Source organism: Streptomyces sp. NPDC090994 (assembly GCF_044768905.1).
In the GTDB taxonomy this organism is placed as follows: Bacteria; Actinomycetota; Actinomycetes; order Streptomycetales; family Streptomycetaceae; genus Streptomyces.
The window spans coordinates 112,914-130,179 of sequence record NZ_JBIVWS010000010.1; the positions used below are offsets into that span (position 1 = coordinate 112,914).

A 17,266-nucleotide genomic window follows, 5' to 3' on the forward strand; every position below is an offset into this window, starting at 1 on the left:
GGGCGTTGGTGATGGGGGTTGGACTGCTGACACGTACGTCCGGGGCCGCCGCCGGGTTCGTCCTGGCCGGACCCCGGCTGCTGGCGCGCGGCGCCGCGCCCGCGGCCGGTCTCGCGGCCGGTGCCGTGGCGGGCGGCGCGCGGGCCGGCGTACGGACCGCGGACTTCGCGGCGCGGGCGGCCAGGGTCGCCCGCGCCGCGCTGCCGGGCGGCACCGGCGACTGGCGGGCCGGCACCCGCGCCCACCTCGCGCTGCGGCCTGCCGAAGAGGGGAAGGTGCGACGGGCGGGCGGCGTCGCGGGAGCGGCCCGGCGGGTGGCGGCGGCGCTGGCCGACCACCCGGACGTGGCGCTCGCCTACTGGGACGAGGGGCTGGCCCGCCTGGTGGTGACCGCCACCGAGGAGGCGCTGACCGACCGGGTGGTGGACCGGGCCACCGACCTCGCCGAGCGGCACGGGCTGACCCGCGCCGAAGCCGCCGAACCCGTCGAGGAACTGTCCCACCCCGGCGACCCCACCTCCGTGCGGGTCGCCGCGGCGGCCCTCGGCGCCGACGCGCTCGGCGTCGCCGCCGGGCTGACCGCCTCCGCGCTGCGGCTGCCGCCCTCGCCCCGGCTGGTGACGGCCGTGGCCACCCTGCTGCGCGAGAACCCCGCCTTCCGGTCCTGGCTGCGCGGCCGGCTCGGCACCGCTCGGATGGACGTGGCGCTGGCCGCCGCCAACGCCGCCGTGCACGGCGCGGGCCAGAGCCCGACCTCACTGATCCTCGACGGGGCGCTGCGCGCCTGCCAGTTGGCGGAGGCGGTGGCCCGGACGGCCACGTTCGAGGTCGTGCACGACCGGCTGTGCGTCCCGGAGCGGGGCGGTCTGCCCGGCGACCCGGCGCTGCGCCCGCCGCTGCGTTCCTCGCCCGCCCTCACCTACGCCGCCCACGCCTCCACCGGCAGTGTGGCGGGCGCGCTGGCCACCCTGCTGGTCAAGCACGACCTCAACGAGGCGGCCGAGGCGGTGCTGGCGGGGTCGCCGAAGGCCGCCCGGTACGGGCCCGCCGCCTTCCACGCCGTGCTCAGCGGCGCGCTGTCCCGGGCCGGCGTGCTGGTCCGCGACCCCGAGCGGCTGCGGCAGCTGGAGACGGCCGGCACGGTCGTGCTGCACCCGAGCGCGCTGCGGCGGCCGGGCGAGGGCGCGGACCCCTGGACCGAGGAGGTCCTGGACGCGGCCCGCCGCGCCGGACTGCGCGTGGTGATGGTGGAGGACCCGGCGCTGGCCGACTTCACCGGCCTCGCCGACCAGGTCGTCGGCGCCGGCCGGCCGCTGCGGGAGGTGGTGGACGCCCTGCGCGAGGAGGACGGCGGCGTCATCACCGTCGTACGGCCCGGCCCCGACGCCGGTGACCCGCTGCTCGCCGGGCTGCTCGGCGGCGACGTGGCCGTGGCCCTCGCCGACGGGGACGGTCCGGTCGTCTGGGGCGCGGACGTACTGGCCCCGCACGGCCTCGCCGACGTGTGGCGGCTGCTGCGGGCGGTGCCGGCGGCCCGCGGGGTCGGCCGGCGGTCGCAGGTGCTGGCCCGGTCCGGGGCCGCGCTGTCGGGGCTGCTGGTGGCGGTCGGCGAGGCCCGCAAGGAACGCGGTTCGCCGCTGCTGCCGGGGCTGCGGCACGCCCCCGTCGACGCGAGCGCGCTGGCCGCCCTGGTGTCCGGGGCGCGCGCCGCGCTCACCGTGGCGGCGGCCCGCGCGCCCCGCCCCCGGCCCCGGGTGGCCTGGCACGAACTGGACCCCGACGACGTACGGGAGAGGCTGGCCGGGCAGCGGGAGCCGGAGCCGTCGGCCGCCGAGCAGCTGACCGCCCGGCTGCGGGCGGTGACCCGGAAGGCGGCCCGGACGCCCGTGCTCAAGCCGGTCGTCTGGACGGCGCAGCTCGCCGGTGCCGTACGGGGCGAGCTGGACGATCCGCTCACCCCGGTCCTCGCGGTCGGCTCGGCCGCCGAGGCGATCCTCGGCTCCGTGATGGACGCCGCGCTGGTCGTCGGCGCCCTAGATCTCAACGCGCTGGTCGGCGGGTTGCAGCGGCTGCGCGCCGAACGGGCGCTGGCCGGGCTGCTGGCCCAGCAGAAGCAGAAGGCCCGGGTGAGCACGCAGGACGACGGCGCCGAGGAGCGGCCGGACCGGGTCGTGGACGCCGCCAAGCTCCGCCCGGGGGACGTCATCGCCCTGAACACCGACGACGTGGTGCCCGCCGACGCCCGGCTGCTGTGGGAGGACGGTCTGGAGGTCGACGAGTCGGCGCTGACCGGGGAGTCGCTGCCGGTGGACAAGTGCCTGGACCCGACACCGCACGCGCCCGTCGCCGAGCGGCACTGCATGGTCTTCGAGGGCACCACTGTGGTCGCCGGGCGGGCCCGTGCCGTCGTCGTCGACACGGGGGAGCGTACGGAGGCGGCCCGCGCCGTGTCGCTGGCCTCCCGCACCCCGGCCGCCGCCGGCGTACAGGCCCGGCTCCAGGAGCTGACCGGCAAGGCGCTGCCGCTCACCCTGGCCGGCGGCGCCGCGGTGACCGGGCTGTCGCTGCTGCGCGGCACGCCGATCCGGCAGGCGGTCAGCGGCGGCGTGTCGGTGGCGGTGGCCGCGGTGCCCGAAGGGCTGCCGCTGGTGGCGACGGTCGCGCAGCTCGCGGCGGCCCGGCGGCTCGGGCGGCGCGGCGTACTGGTGCGCACCCCGCGCACGCTGGAGGCGCTGGGCCGGATGGACACCGTCTGCTTCGACAAGACCGGCACGCTCACCGAGAACCGGCTGCGGCTGGTCCGCGTCGCGGACGAGAGCGGCGCGGTGCACCGGGCCTCCGCGCAGGAGGCGGCCGAGACGGTACGGGTCGCCGCCCGCGCCTGTCCCCGGCTGGACGGCGACGGCACCCGGCCCACCCACGCCACCGACGAGGCGGTCCTCGACGCCGCCGGGGACGACGCGGAGTGGGAGCAGATCGAGGGGCTGCCGTTCGAGACCTCGCGGGGTTACGCCGCCGCCGTCGGCCGCGCCGGGGACGGCACCCCGGTCCTGGTCGTCAAGGGCGCCCCCGAGACGGTGCTCCCGGCCTGCCCCCGCCTCCCGGACCACGCGCACGACGGCGCCCACGACCTGGCCGCCGCCGGACTGCGCGTCCTGGCGGTCGCCCACCGTCCGCTGACCGGCGGCGAGGACCCGGCCGAGCTGCTCGAACGCCCCCTGGACGAGCTGGACCTGCGCTTCACCGGGCTGCTCGGCCTGTCCGACGTGGCCCGCGAGACGTCCCCGGCGCTGGTGCGGGGGCTGCGCGCGGCGGGCGTACGGCCGGTGGTGCTGACCGGCGACCATCCGCAGACCGCCCGCGCCATCGCCGCCGAGCTGGGCTGGCCCGAGGACGCGGTCGTCGTCACCGGCGACGAACTCGCCGCCGCCGACCGCCGGGGCCGCTCCCGGATGCTGCGCGACGCCGATGTGGTGGCCCGCGTCGCGCCCGAGCAGAAACTCCAGGTCGTGGAGTCGCTGCGGGACGCCGGGCGGGTCGTCGGCATGGTCGGCGACGGCGCCAACGACGCCGCCGCGATCCGCGCCGCCGACATCGGCGTCGGCATCAACGCCCGCGGCTCGGCCGCCGCCCGCAACGCCGCCGACCTGGTCGTCACCGGCGACGACCTGCTGGTCCTGGTGGAGGCGGTGCGCGAGGGCCGCGCCCTGTGGCACAGCGTCGCGGACGCCATCGCCATCCTGATCGGCGGCAACGCCGGCGAGGTCGGCTTCGGCATCCTCGGCACGGTCCTCGGCGGCTCCGCGCCCCTGTCGACCCGGCAGATGCTGCTGGTGAACCTCTTCACCGACCTGTTCCCGGCGATGGCCGTGGCGGTGACCGAGACCGGCGACCCGGAACAGGAGGACGCGGACGCGGGCGCCCCGCTGGGTACGGCCGTCCTGGGCGAACCCCTGATCCGGCAGATCCGGCACCGGGCGCTGACCACGGCGCTGGGCGCGACGATCGCCTGGCTGTTCGGCCGGTTCACGCCGGGCACCCGCCGCCGGTCGACGACGATGGCGCTGTGCGCGGTGGTCGGCACCCAGCTCGCCCAGACCCTCGCCGACCGGCGCGGCAGCCGCCTGGTGCAGCTGACCTCGCTCGGTTCCGCCGCCGCGCTGGTCGCCCTGGTGCAGACGCCGGGCGCCAGCAACCTCTTCGGCTGCACCCCGCTCGGGCCGCTGGCCTGGACGGGCGTCGCCCTCGCCATCACCGCGGCGCTGGCCGGGCAGCGGGCCCTGCCGCACGTGGAGGAGGCGGTGGCGCGGGTGTGGCCGAAGGTGGCGGAGCGGCTGCCGGAGTTCGCCCGGGTCTGAGTTCAGCCGAGGTCGGCGAGGTCCTCCTCGGTGAGGGTGATCCCGCCGGCCGCGACGTTCTCCTCCAGGTGGGAGACGGACCCCGTGCCGGGGATGGCCAGCGTGACGGGGGAGGAGGCCAGCAGCCAGGCCAGCGCGATCTGCGGGACCGTGGCCCCGTGGCGGTCGGCGACCTCGGCCGGCCGGTCGCCGGCGGCGAGACCGTCGTGGCCGCCGCCGAGGGGGAAGTACGGCACGAAGGCGATGCCGGCCTCCTCGCACGCCCGCAGCAGCTCCACGTCGTCCCGCCGGGCGGCGTGGAAGTGGTTCTGGACGGCGGCGACGGGTGCGATGGCGCGGGCCTCGGCGAGGTGGCCGGCGTCGATGTGGCTCAGCCCGAGGTGCCGGATCAGGCCCTCCTCGCGCAGCGCGGCCAGCGCCTCGAAGCGGGCGGCGACGGACTCGCCGCGCGGCGGCGGCGCCATGCCGCCGATCCGCAGGTAGACCAGGTCGAGACGGTCCAGCCCGAGGGTCTCCAGGTTCTCCTCGACCAGGGCCCGCAGCCCCGCCGGGTCGGTGATCGCCCGCGCCCCTCCGTCCGGGGTGCGCACCGGGCCGACCTTGGTGGCGATCACCAGACCGGCCGGGTAGGGGTGCAGGGCCTCGCGGATCAGGTCGTTGGCGCGGACGCTGCCGTCGTCGCTGGTGTAGAAGGCGGCGGTGTCGATGTGGTCGACGCCGAGTCCGACGGCGCGGCGCAGCACGGCGCGGCCGGTCTCGGGGTCACGGGCCGGGCCCAGGAAGGAGTGGGCGGGCAGCCGCATCGCGCCGAAGCCCATGCGGTTGATCACGAGGTCGCCGCCGAGGCGGAAGTCGTTGCTCATGCGGTCCAGCCTCCGCGGCGGGACCCGCGCAGGCGAGGCGGTGGCCACTTGCTGCCAGGGGGCACTATGGACGGGTGGCAGAAACCATGACCATCCGCGGCGACCTGGAGTTCCTGGCCCGCACCGGGCACCTGTTCTCCTCGGTGCGCGAGGAGTTCGTCTGCGCCGCCCGCGACCTGCGCACCTGGCCGCTCCCCGAGACCGGCCGGGCGGCCCGCGCCCGGGTGCGCGACAGCGGGGTGCGGCACGTCCGCAAGCTGATGAGCCCGCTCGCGCTGGCCGACGAACCCGGCCGCGAGCACCTGCGCGCGATGGCCGACGCGGGCGCCCGGGTGCGGATCGCCGCCACCGCGCTGCCGCACGAGACGATCATCATCGACCACCGGTACGCGATCCTCGCCGGACCGGCCGCACCGGCCGGTCCCGACAGCCGCGAGTACACGGTGACCAGCGCGCCCGCCGTGGTCGGCGGGGTCTACTCCCTGTTCGAGGCGGTCTGGGAGGCGGCGACCGACCTCGCCGCGTTCCTGCGCGCCGAACGGCCCCGCCTCGACGCCGGCAGCCGGACGATCCTGCGCGCCCTGGCCTCGGGCGCCACCGACGAGAGCGCCGCCCGCGAACTCGGCATGTCCCTGCGCACCTACCGCCGCCGCGTCGCCGGCCTCCTCACCGCCCTCGACGCGGACTCCCGCTTCCAGGCGGGGCTGCGGGCGGGGGAGATGGGGCTGAAGGGCTGACGGGCCGAAGCGCTCAGGGGCCGCGTCACACCCCCGCCCGAGCCCCCTCACGCGCTCCCGGCTCCGCCGACGCCAGCCGCGCCGCCGCCCGCTCCGCGCTGCCGCGCGCCCACCGCCCCGTCGTCACCCCGCCGAGCACCAGCACCGCCAGACCGCAGGCGGCCAGGATCCACCAGCCGGGCCGGGCGGCGGAGACGAAGGTGTCCGCGTACGACGACCCGCTCACCCCCGCGGCCAGCACCGCGCCGATCACCGCCACGCCGAGGGTCTGGCCCAGCTGGCGGCTGGTGGAGGCGACGGCGGCGGCCACGCCCGCCTGGGCGCGGGGCATGCCGGAGACGGCGGTGTTGGTGATGGGCGCGTTGACGAAGCCGAAGCCGACACCGAACAGGACGAAGCCGAGGAAGAGGGTGGCGTCGGAGGTCTCGGCCTCGAAGGCGGCGAACAGCACCCCGCTCACCGTCATCGCCGCGCCCGCGACCAGCAGCGAGAGCCGCGGCCCCCGGCTGCCCACCAGCCGCCCGGACAGCGGCGCGCACAGGAACATCGGCAACGCCATCGGCAGCATCCACAGCCCGGCGTGCAGCGCGCTGAGCCCCCGTACGTTCTGGAGGTACAGCGTGGACAGGAACAGGAACCCGCCCAGCGACGCGAACGCGCCGATCGCTATGAGCGTCGCCCCGCTGAACGGCGCCGAGCGGAAGAACCGCAGGTCGATCAGGGGCTCGCGGCGGCGCGGCTCGTAGATCAGCAGCCCGGCCAGCGCGACGACGGCGACGCTCGCGTACGGCAGCACGGCCGCGAGCCCGGCGTTCGGCGCCTCGATGATCGCGTACGTCAGGCTGCCGAACAGGGCGATCACCATCACCTGGCCCAGCGGGTCGGGGCGGCGCGCCTTCGGGGCGCGGGACTCGGGGACGCAGCGCAGGGTGAGCAGCAGGGCGGCCAGCCCCACCGGGAGGTTGATCCAGAAGATGGAACGCCAGCCGACCGACTCCACCAGCACCCCGCCGACCAGCGGTCCCGCGGCCATCGAGATGCCGACGACGGCGCCCCACACGCCGATCGCGCGGGCCCGCTCGCGCGGGTCGGTGAAGGTGTTGGTGATGATCGACATGGCGACCGGGTTGAGCATCGAACCGCCCACCGCCTGCACCATCCGGAACACCACCAGCGACGACAGGTCCGGCGCGAGGGAGCACAGCACCGAGCCGACGGTGAAGACGGCCAGGCCCGTCATGAACACCTTCTTGCGGCCGATCCGGTCGGCCGTCGACCCCGCGAGCATCAGCAGTGCGGCGAGGACGAGGGTGTAGGCGTCGACGGCCCACTGGAGGCCGGAGGTACTCGCGTCCAGGTCCCGTTGCAGGGCGGGCAGGGCGACGTTCAGGACCGTGTTGTCGATGCTCACGATGAGCAGGCTCATGCAGCAGATCGCGAGCACGAGCAGACGGCGGCGACGGGTCAGCTCGGGCATGGGTTCATCGTACGCCGATATCGATAGTATGCCTAACTAACTAACTTTGCCATTTCATTACACGGCACAATGGAGGAATGTCCACGTCCAGGCCCGCGCCGCTCCAGATCGGCCCGCACACCGTCCAGCCGCCCGTCGTCCTCGCCCCGATGGCCGGGATCACCAACGCCCCCTTCCGCACCTTGTGCAGGGAGTTCAGCGGGGGCAAGGGCCTGTTCGTCAGCGAGATGATCACGACCCGGGCGCTGGTCGAGCGCAACGAGAAGACCATGCAGCTGATCCACTTCGACGCGACCGAGAAGCCGCGCTCGATCCAGCTGTACGGCGTCGACCCGGCCACCGTCGGCAAGGCCGTCCGCATGATCGTGGACGAGGACCTCGCCGACCACATCGACCTCAACTTCGGGTGCCCGGTCCCCAAGGTGACCCGCAAGGGCGGCGGCTCCGCCCTCCCCTTCAAGCGGCCCCTCCTCCGCGCCATCCTGCGCGAGGCCGTCACCGCCGCCGGTGACCTGCCCGTCACCATCAAGATGCGCAAGGGCATCGACGACGACCACCTCACCTACCTCGACGCCGGCCGGATCGCCGTCGAGGAGGGCGTCACCGCCGTCGCCCTGCACGGCCGTACCACCGCCCAGCACTACGGCGGCACCGCCGACTGGGAGGCCATCGCCCGCCTCAAGGAGGCCGTCCCGGAGATCCCGGTGCTCGGCAACGGCGACATCTGGTGCGCCGAGGACGCGCTGCGGATGGTCCGCGAGACCGGCTGCGACGGCGTGGTCGTCGGCCGCGGCTGCCTGGGCCGGCCGTGGCTCTTCGCGGACCTGGTGGCCGCCTTCGAGGGCCGGGAGGACCGCGCGCGCCCCACCCTCGGCCTGGTCGCCGACGCCATGGTCCGGCACGCCACCCTGCTCGGGGAGTGGATCGGCGACGAGGCACGCGGTGTGATCGACTTCCGCAAGCACGTCGCCTGGTACCTCAAGGGGTTCGCGGTCGGCTCCGAGATGCGCAAGCGGCTCGCGATCACCTCCACCCTGGCGGACCTGCGCGCCGGGCTCGACGAACTGGACCTCACCCAGCCCTGGCCGGCCGGCGCCGACGGCCCCCGCGGCCGCACCTCCGGCAACAACCGCGTCGCCCTCCCGGACGGCTGGCTGAAGGACCCGTACGACTGCGCGGGCATCGGCGAGGACGCGGAACTGGACACCTCCGGCGGCTGATCAACTCCCGGAGGGCGTGGTGCCGTAGGCCGTCAGGAAGCGGTCGCGGAAGGCGCTCATCCTCCAGACCGGGGCGTCGTGGGCGGGCTTGAGGCCCTCCGTCCAGTTCCAGCCGTCGATCGCGTCCAGCACCTCCGGGTCCTTGGCGACGATCGAGACGGGCACGTCCCGGCCGGCGTGGTCGCCGCTGACGCGGGCGATGGGCTGGTGGTCGCCGAGGAAGACCAGGACGGTGTCGTCGGTGCCGTAGCGCTCCAGCCACTGGGTGAGACTGGTGACGGAGTACTGGATGGACCGGCCGTACGCCCGCTTGGACCGGTCGCCGTCGGCGACGACGTCGGCCGCCTTCTCGCCTGCCTCCGCGATCGGGCCGAAGGCCCGCCCGTCGCCCAGCTCGTCCCAGTCCACCAGCTCCGGGACCGGCGCCCACGGCTGGTGACTGGAGGTCAGGACGATCTCCGCCATCAGCGGCCGGTCGCGCTCGCGGCCGTGCTCCAGGCGCTGGAACGCCTCCAGGGCGTACTGGTCCGGCATGGTCGACCAGCTGAACTTCGGCCCCCGGTAGCCCAGCCGGGACGCGTCGTAGACCGTGTCCAGGCCGAAGAACTCCGCCTCCGGCCAGCTCTTCCGCACGCCCGGCATGATCCCGACCGTGTCCCACGCCCCGGTCCGCCGGAACGCCTCGGTTAGGGTGAGCCGCCCGCTCGACGTCACCGTCCGGTAGCGCTGCTGGTTGTCGACCCACAGGCCGGACAGGAACGTGGAGTGACCGAGCCAGCTGTTGCCGCCGTACGTCGCCGACGTCAGCCAGCCGCTCTCGGCCCGGAACCCCGCCTTCGCCAGCTCCTGCGTACCCGCCTCCAGCGTCCGGTCCACACCGGGCGCGATCAGCGGGTCCTCGACGGCGGAGCGGCCGTAGCTCTCGACGAAGGCGAACAGGACGTCCTTGCCGCGCAGGTCCGGGACCAGCTCGGCGGCGGGGGTGGCGCCGAAGGCGTCGGTCCCCGCCTCCTTCTCGAACGCCGCCTCGTCGCGGACGGTGTCCACCACCCGCCGGGCCTGCACTTCCAGCGCCCCGGTGGCCCGGTCCGAGGCGAGGGGCGTCCCGAACGGCTGGAGACCCAGCGCCGAGCAGCTGATCCACACCGTGGCGGCGACCAGCGCGCCCCGCCCCGCCCGCTCCCGGTGCGCGGCCAGCACCTCGCCGAGCCGGACCGCCGCCAGCGCCGTGACCACCGGCACCAGCACCGCGAGGACAACGGCGCCGACCGTCGCCCAGACGGCGGTGGCCCCGCCCAGCGAGTCCGCCACGTACGCCCGCGCGTCGTCCAGCAACTCCCAGTCGAGGACCGGGTTGAAACCCCGGCCGAGGTACTCCCGGAACCCCATGTCGAGCAGGTTCAGCAAGGTCAGCGCACCGAGCAGGGCCCCGGCCGGCGCGGCCACCGCACGGCGGGCCCGGCGCGGCAGGGCGAGCAGCACCACGGCGCCGACGACCGCCTCCGCCGGGATGCGGGCGAAGCGGTCCGGCCGCAGCGCGCCGAGGGTGTTCGGCAGCAGCAGCGCCCCGAGGACCAGCAGGGCGGCCAGCACGGTCACCGTCCGGCGCGTGACGAGGGCCGCCGCCGGGTGCCGGGTGCGCCAGGCACGCCAGTGGGCGAGGCGGGAGCGCGCGGCATCGAGCGGCGCGGCCTGCGCGAACCGCGTGAACACAGACACCCGGGGATTCCCTCCGTACGACACCGGACCGGTGACGGACCCGGTGTGGGGGCCCGGGTCCGCCGTATCTCAGTACGGGTGTCGGGGGGCGGGTGTTCACATGGGTGGTGTCGGTGTTGGTGTTGGTTTGGTGTTAGCGGTGGCGGTGGCGGTGGCGGTGGCGTCGGCCTCGGGCCCCCGGCCGCGTCCGGCGGCGACGTGCGACGGGGGCCGGCCCCGTCGCACGACCGCCGGAGGCTCACGCTCCGCCGACCGCCGTCAGCAGTGCCAGCGGGGCCGCCGCCGCCCGGGACTCCCGTACGCACGCGTGCGGGTACGGCACCGGCTCCGGATGGCTCTCCCGCCCGTACCCGGCCAGCACCTCCGGCAGCCGGTGCCCGACCGCCGTCGCCGCGTCGACCATGCCGTGCGCCACCGTCCGCGCCTCGTCGTGCAGCCCGTAACGGGCCAGCCCCAGCGCGATCAGCGCGTTGTCGTGCGGCCACACCGATCCCCGGTGGTACGACAGCGGGTGGTACGCCGCCTGCCCGGCCGCCAGCGTCCGCACCCCCCACCCGGAGAAGAAGTCGGGTTCCAGCAGCCGCCGTCCGACCAGTTCCCCGTACTCCTTGTCCAGCAGCCCCGACCAGAGCAGGTGCCCGGCGTCGGAGGCCAGCGCGTCCACCCGGCGCCCCTCGCCGTCCAGGGCCAGGGCGGGGAAGGAGTGCTCGGGCATCCAGAAGTCCCGCTGGAAGCGGTCGCGCAGATCACCGGCCGCCTGCTCCAGCAGCCCCGCGTACTTCTCGTCCTCCCACACCGTGCGGGCCAGCCACGCCGTGCGGCGCAGCGCGTCGTACGCGTACCCCTGGGCGCCCGCCGCCGCGACCGCCCCGGAGGGCCGGGAGCCGTCGGCGTGGCAGACGGCGCCGGGGGAGTCCTTCCAGTTCTGGTTGGCGAGGCCGCCCCGGTCGGCGCGGTAGACCAGGTAGCCGCGCGAGGTCAGCCCGCCGTGGTCCAGCATCCAGCCGACCGCGGCCCGGGCGTGCGGCTGGAAGCGGCGGGCCGTCGCCGTGTCCCCGGTCTGCTCCACGTAGGCGCCGAGCAGCACCAGGAACAGCGGGGTGGCGTCGACCGACCCGTAGTAGCGCCCGTACGGCACCTGCCCGAAGTGCGCCAGCTCCCCGTACCGCACCTCGTGCACGATCTTGCCGGGCCGGGCCACGCCCGGGTCGGTGCCGGACGCCGTCCGCGCCGTCGCCTGCGTCGCCGCGAGCGCGGCCAGCGTGGCGGCGGCCGGCCCGGTCCGGTAGGGGAGCGTGAAGAGGGAGGTCAGCAGGGCGTCGCGGCCCAGCAGGGTGAGGAACCAGGGGGCGCCGCCCGCCGGGACGCGCAGTTCCTCGCCGTCCGGGCCCCGCGCCGGGACCTGGAGCGAGGCCAGGTCCGCCAGGCCCCGCGCGCAGGCCGCCGCCAGCTCCGGCCAGCCGGTCGGGAAGGCCACGCCCCGGGCGAACGCGTCCTCCTCGGCGAGCAGCCGCCGCACGGCGGCGGCGGGGGAGCGCGGCACCCGCACCGCCCGCCGGTGCCCGTGCGGCCGGGCCACCACCCGCAGGACCAGCTCGGCCGTGCCGTGCGGATCGAGGTCGAGGGTCCACACCAGGCGCCGGGCCCCGGTGCCGGTCTCCTCCACCGCGTCCGGCGCGGGCTCGGAGGTCACCGTGGTGACCGAGCGCCACTCGCCGCGCCGGTAGGCGAACTCCACGCCGTGCGGCAGCACCTCGCGGGAGCGGACGGCGCCGGGCTTGGCGTAGGTGCGGTGGTCGGCGCGCAGCTCGAACTGGTCGGCGAAGTCGGCGTCGGCGGTGACCGCGAGGTGGATCGTGGTCGGCACCGGGCGGTTGCTGGTCACCCGCAGCGCCTCGACGAACGAGCCGTCCCCGACGGCCTGTTCCCGGAAGACGGTGTACGCGGGCGGCTCGTCGCGTCCGCCGCGCGGCACCAGCACACAGCGGGCGGTGTCCCCGCCCGCGACGGGCGTGAGGGCGTCCGGCACGGCGCCGTCGACGGTGAGCTGCCAGCGGCTGAGGTGGCGCGCGTCCCGGACGAACAGGCCGTCCGGTCCGCCGCCGCCCCGCACCCCGCTGATGTCCCCGTGGTCGCCGACGGCCGCGAACGTGCCGCCGTGCACGAGCAGTTGATGACGTTCCGTCATGCCGGGCCCCCTCCCTGGCCGCCGCCATACTGGTGTCCGGGGTGCGAGAAGGAGTCCGTGGGCGGGGGAGGTGGGGCAGGGTTCAGGTGCGCGGTGGGTCGGGTGGTGCTGCGGGCGGTGGTGGGACCTTCTGTGGTGGTGCGGGTGGTGGTGGGTCGGTTCATGCGATCCACTCGGGACTCCCCGAAGACGTCCGGCCTGCCGATTCGGCGGTGGCTACCATAGAGTTACGTCTATTTAACACGCATAACTCACTATGTAATGCAGAGTTGGGAAACACAAGGGGGTGCGCATGACCGAAGAGCCCGGCAGGACCGGGGCGACCACGACCGGGGCACCAGGCAGAGGCGTCACCAGAACGAGTGGCCAGGCGAGCGCCGGTGACCTGCTCGCACTCGTGCGCAGCGGCCGTGCCACCACCCGCGGGGCGCTCCAGCAGGCGACCGGTCTGTCCCGGGCCACCGTCGGCCAGCGCCTCGACCGGCTGTTCCGCGCGGGCTGGCTGCGCGAGGGCGCCGGCGGCCCGGTCGACTCCCCGCTGGGCGGACGCCCCTCCATCACGCTGGAGTTCGACGACGAACACGCCGTCGTCCTCGCCGCCGACCTGGACACCCGGCACGCCCGCGCCGCCCTGCTCACCCTGACCGGCGAGATCGTCGTCGAGCACAGCGGCGCCCTGGTCGTCGAGGACGGCCCGGAGGCGGTCCTCGGCGAACTGGGCCGCTGGTTCGCCGGACTGCTGGAGAAGGCCGGGCGCGGCCTCGACGAGGTGTGCGGCATCGGCCTCGCCGTCCCCGGTCCGGTCGACCGCGACGCCGGCCGGGTGGTGCAGCCGCCGATCATGCCGGGCTGGGACGGCTACGACATCCGGGGCCGGCTGGCCCGTGCCGTCACCGAACGCGCCGGGGCCGCCGCCGCCCCCGTACCGGTCCTGGTGGACAACGACGCCAACCTCATGGCCTACGCCGAGCAGCGCGCCGCGTACCCGGACGCCTCGGCGTTCGTGCTGGTCAAGGTGTCGACGGGCATCGGCGCCGGGGTCGTGGTGGACGGGCACATCTTCCGCGGCACGGACGGCGGGGCCGGGGACATCGGCCACATCCGCGTCCCCGAGGGCGCCCAGGCGCTGTGCCGGTGCGGCTCGTACGGCTGTCTGGCCGCCGTCGCCAGCGGGGGCGCCGTGGCGCGGCGGCTGACGGCGGCCGGGGTGCCGGCGGAGTCCGGCTCGGACGTGCGCAAGCTGCTGGCGGGCGGGCACCCGGAGGCGGTCGCGCTGGCCCGGGAGGCGGGGCGGCTGGTCGGGGACGTCCTGGCGACCGTGGTGACCCTGCTCAACCCCGGCGTGCTGATGATCGCCGGGGACTTGGCCGGAACCCCCTTCCTCACCGGCGTGCGGGAACTCCTCTACCAGCGGGCGCTGCCGCGTTCCACCGCCCGTCTGGAGGTCGTCACCTCGCGGCTCGGCGAGCGGGCCGGGCTGATCGGCGCGGGGGCGCTGGTGGTGGAGCACCTGTACGCGCCGCGGCGGGTGGAGGAGCGGTTGTCGGCGCTCGGGGTGTGACGGGGGCGTTTCCGTCCCGTCGGCGGCGTCCGCATCGTGAAATCCGGGGCGTCGGGACGGCGTGATTCTCGCCACCCTTGATAAGGGGTCTGCTCAGATGAGCGGATCATGGGCGGGTGCACTTCTCCAAGGGGTGGCACTCGGTGCCACCCCTTGATCGTTCATCGATCGAACTCAATCGAAGGGAAACCTGCTCATGTGAGCGGCGGGGGAGGGGTGTGCCGATTCCTGTGTTCAAGAAGTGAAGACAGGGAGGGGCGGCTGCTTGCCATGCCTTGACTTTCGATCCGCTGGCGGACGGGTGGTTACAGGCGTATGACGCGCAAGTAGACGTACCCAGGCGCCTTTGATCTGGGTACATTCCTCGCCGTCAGGGCAGCCACCGCGTCCTCGAGGAGTCGAGACCCGTGTCGGAAAACAAAGATCCCCAGGATCCCCAGGTGACGAAGTTCGTTTACGACTTCACCGAGGGCAACAAAGACCTCAAGGACCTGCTCGGCGGCAAGGGTGCCAACCTCGCCGAGATGACCAACCTGGGCCTCCCGGTCCCGCCCGGCTTCACCATCACCACCGAAGCCTGCAAGACCTACCTCGACAGCGGCGAGGAACCGGCGGCACTGCGTGACGAGGTGAGTGCGCACCTCGACGCCCTCGAAGCGCGGATGGGCAAGAAGCTCGGCCAGCCCGACAACCCCCTGCTCGTCTCCGTCCGCTCCGGTGCCAAGTTCTCCATGCCCGGCATGATGGACACGGTCCTCAACATCGGACTCTCCGACAAGTCCGTGCAGGGCCTGGCCGCCCAGGCCGGCGACGAGCGCTTCGCGTGGGACTCCTACCGCCGCCTCATCCAGATGTTCGGCAAGACCGTCCTCGGCGTCGACGGCGACCTCTTCGAGGAGGCGCTGGAGAAGGCGAAGACGGCCAAGAAGGTCACGGTCGACACGGAACTGGAGGCCGCCGACCTCAAGAAGCTGGTCACCACCTTCAAGAAGATCGTCAAGAAGGAGGCCGGCCGGGACTTCCCGCAGGACCCGCGCGAGCAGATGGACCTCGCCATCAAGGCGGTCTTCGACTCCTGGAACGGCGACCGCGCCAAGCTCTACCGCCGTCAGGAGCGCATCCCGCACGACCTCGGCACGGCGGTCAACGTCTGCTCGATGGTCTTCGGCAACCTCGGCCCGGACTCCGGCACCGGCGTCGCCTTCACCCGCGACCCCGCCTCCGGCCACCAGGGCGTCTACGGAGACTACCTCCAGAACGCCCAGGGCGAGGACGTGGTGGCGGGCATCCGCAACACCGTCCCGCTGGCCGAACTGGAGCGGATCGACAAGAAGTCGTACGACCAGCTGATGCAGATCATGGAGACCTTGGAGAACCACTACAAGGATCTCTGCGACATCGAGTTCACCATCGAGCGCGGGCAGCTGTGGATGCTCCAGACCCGCGTCGGCAAGCGCACCGCCGGCGCCGCCTTCCGGATCGCCACCCAGCTCGTGGACCAGGGCCTGATCGACGAGGCCGAGGCACTCACCCGGGTCAACGGCGCCCAGCTCGCGCAGCTCATGTTCCCCCGCTTCGACGAGGACGCCAAGGTCGAGCAGGTCGGCCGGGGCATCGCGGCCTCGCCGGGCGCGGCGGTCGGCAAGGCGGTCTTCGACTCGTACACGGCGGTGAAGTGGTCCCGGTCCGGCGAGAAGGTCATCCTGATCCGCCGGGAGACCAACCCCGACGACCTGGACGGCATGATCGCGGCGGAGGGCATCCTGACGAGTCGCGGCGGCAAGACGTCCCACGCGGCGGTCGTGGCGCGGGGCATGGGCAAGACCTGTGTCTGCGGCGCGGAGGAGCTGGAGGTCGACACCAAGCGCCGCCGGATGACCGTGCCCGGCGGGCATGTGGTGGAGGAGGGCGACGTCGTGTCGATCGACGGCTCGTCCGGCAAGGTCTACCTGGGCGAGGTCCCGGTGGTCCCGTCCCCGGTCGTCGAGTACTTCGAGGGCCGGATGCACGCGGGCGCCGAGGACGCCGACGAACTGGTCGAGGCGGTCCACCGCATCATGGCCTTCGCCGACCGCAAGCGCCGGCTGCGGGTGCGGGCCAACGCCGACAACGCCGAGGACGCGCTGCGGGCCCGCCGCTTCGGCGCCCAGGGCATCGGGCTGTGCCGCACGGAGCACATGTTCCTCGGCGACCGCCGCGAGCTGGTGGAACGCCTGATCCTGGCGGACACGGAGGCCGAGCGCGAGGAGTCCCTGAAGGGACTGCTTCCGTTGCAGAAGCAGGACTTCGTCGAACTCTTCGAGGCGATGGACGGCCTCCCGGTCACCATCCGCCTCCTGGACCCCCCGCTGCACGAGTTCCTCCCCGACATCACGGAACTCTCCGTCCGCGTGGCCCTCGCCGAGTCCCGCCAGGAGCCCCACGAGAACGAACTCCGCCTCCTCCAGGCCGTCCACCGCCTGCACGAGCAGAACCCGATGCTGGGCCTGCGCGGCGTACGCCTCGGCCTGGTCATCCCCGGCCTCTTCACGATGCAGGTCCGCGCCATCGCCGAGGCCGCCGCCGAGCGCAAGGCGGCCAAGGGCGATCCGCGCGCCGAGATCATGATCCCGCTGGTGGGCACGGTCCAGGAGCTGGAGATCGTCCGCGAGGAGGCGGACAAGGTCATCGCCGAGGTCGAGGCGGCCTCCGGGGCCCACCTCAAGCTCGCCATCGGCACGATGATCGAACTGCCGCGCGCCGCGCTGACCGCCGGGCAGATCGCGGAGTGCGCGGAGTTCTTCTCCTTCGGCACCAACGACCTCACCCAGACGGTGTGGGGCTTCAGCCGCGACGACGTCGAGGCGTCCTTCTTCACGGCCTACCTGGAGAAGGGCATCTTCGGCGTCTCCCCCTTCGAGACGATCGACAAGGACGGCGTCGGCTCCCTGGTAGCCGCCGCCGCGAAGGCCGGCCGCGCCACCCGTCCCGACCTCAAGCTCGGCGTCTGCGGCGAGCACGGCGGCGACCCCGAGTCCGTCCACTTCTTCCACCAGGTGGGCCTGGACTACGTCTCCTGCTCCCCGTTCCGCATCCCGGTCGCCCGCCTGGAAGCGGGCCGCGCCGCGGTCCAGTCCACGGGCAGCGACCACCGCTGACCCCAC

The 17,266-nt window shown here is 74.5% G+C and carries 9 protein-coding genes; 5 read left to right on the top strand and 4 right to left on the bottom strand.

Going from position 1 to position 17,266, the window contains the following annotated elements; all coding sequences use genetic code 11:
* Positions 1–11 precede the first annotated feature (11 nt).
* Positions 12–4,358: an HAD-IC family P-type ATPase gene (locus ACIQR3_RS21730; protein ID WP_403541260.1), complete on the top strand. Its 4,347-nt coding sequence runs from the start codon at positions 12–14 to the stop codon at positions 4,356–4,358.
* Positions 4,359–4,360: 2 nt separating this feature from the next.
* Here ACIQR3_RS21730 and ACIQR3_RS21735 read toward each other — a convergent pair whose 3' ends face one another.
* Positions 4,361–5,221: an aldo/keto reductase gene (locus ACIQR3_RS21735; protein WP_403541262.1), complete on the bottom strand. Its 861-nt coding sequence runs from the start codon at positions 5,219–5,221 to the stop codon at positions 4,361–4,363.
* Positions 5,222–5,295: 74 nt separating this feature from the next.
* On the opposite strand from ACIQR3_RS21735, the gene ACIQR3_RS21740 reads away from it, so the two are divergent.
* Positions 5,296–5,958: a DNA-binding response regulator gene (locus ACIQR3_RS21740; RefSeq protein WP_403541265.1), complete on the top strand. Its 663-nt coding sequence runs from the start codon at positions 5,296–5,298 to the stop codon at positions 5,956–5,958.
* A gap of 25 nt (positions 5,959–5,983) precedes the next feature.
* On the opposite strand, the gene ACIQR3_RS21745 is transcribed toward ACIQR3_RS21740, so the two are convergent.
* Entirely contained in the window at positions 5,984–7,435 is a 1,452-nt protein-coding gene (locus ACIQR3_RS21745) for an MFS transporter (protein ID WP_403541268.1), read from the bottom strand.
* Between the two features lie 77 nt (positions 7,436–7,512).
* Here ACIQR3_RS21745 and dusB point away from each other — a divergent pair, with 77 nt between their 5' ends.
* Positions 7,513–8,655, top strand: coding sequence for a tRNA dihydrouridine synthase DusB (dusB, locus tag ACIQR3_RS21750; RefSeq protein WP_403541269.1), 1,143 nt, complete (start codon positions 7,513–7,515; stop codon positions 8,653–8,655).
* Here the strand turns inward: dusB and ACIQR3_RS21755 are convergent, their stop codons facing one another.
* Together ACIQR3_RS21755 and ACIQR3_RS21760 are read right to left on the bottom strand one after the other, a co-directional pair.
* Positions 8,656–10,374: a CDP-alcohol phosphatidyltransferase gene (locus ACIQR3_RS21755; protein ID WP_403541270.1), complete on the bottom strand. Its 1,719-nt coding sequence runs from the start codon at positions 10,372–10,374 to the stop codon at positions 8,656–8,658. It abuts the gene before it with no gap.
* A gap of 238 nt (positions 10,375–10,612) precedes the next feature.
* The gene (locus ACIQR3_RS21760) at positions 10,613–12,562 is read right to left on the bottom strand and encodes a glycogen debranching N-terminal domain-containing protein (RefSeq protein ID WP_403541273.1); all 1,950 of its coding nucleotides are present in this window, start codon (positions 12,560–12,562) and stop codon (positions 10,613–10,615) included.
* Between the two features lie 292 nt (positions 12,563–12,854).
* Here ACIQR3_RS21760 and ACIQR3_RS21765 point away from each other — a divergent pair, with 292 nt between their 5' ends.
* Together ACIQR3_RS21765 and ppdK are read left to right on the top strand one after the other, a co-directional pair.
* A complete protein-coding gene (locus tag ACIQR3_RS21765) occupies positions 12,855–14,123 on the top strand; it encodes an ROK family protein (protein WP_403541275.1) in 1,269 nt (422 codons plus the stop codon).
* Between the two features lie 407 nt (positions 14,124–14,530).
* A complete protein-coding gene (gene ppdK / locus ACIQR3_RS21770) occupies positions 14,531–17,260 on the top strand; it encodes a pyruvate, phosphate dikinase (RefSeq protein WP_403541277.1) in 2,730 nt (909 codons plus the stop codon).
* Positions 17,261–17,266 lie beyond the last annotated feature (6 nt).

What these genes read in the sequence shown, in the direction of transcription:
- ACIQR3_RS21730 (WP_403541260.1), top strand. Translation starts at nt 12, where the DNA reads ATGGGGGTTGGACTGCTGACACGTACGTCCGGGGCCGCCGCCGGGTTC.
- ACIQR3_RS21735 (WP_403541262.1), bottom strand. Translation starts at nt 5,221, where the DNA reads ATGAGCAACGACTTCCGCCTCGGCGGCGACCTCGTGATCAACCGCATG.
- ACIQR3_RS21745 (WP_403541268.1), bottom strand. Translation starts at nt 7,435, where the DNA reads ATGCCCGAGCTGACCCGTCGCCGCCGTCTGCTCGTGCTCGCGATCTGC.
- dusB (WP_403541269.1), top strand. Translation starts at nt 7,513, where the DNA reads ATGTCCACGTCCAGGCCCGCGCCGCTCCAGATCGGCCCGCACACCGTC.
- ACIQR3_RS21760 (WP_403541273.1), bottom strand. Translation starts at nt 12,562, where the DNA reads ATGACGGAACGTCATCAACTGCTCGTGCACGGCGGCACGTTCGCGGCC.
- ACIQR3_RS21765 (WP_403541275.1), top strand. Translation starts at nt 12,855, where the DNA reads ATGACCGAAGAGCCCGGCAGGACCGGGGCGACCACGACCGGGGCACCA.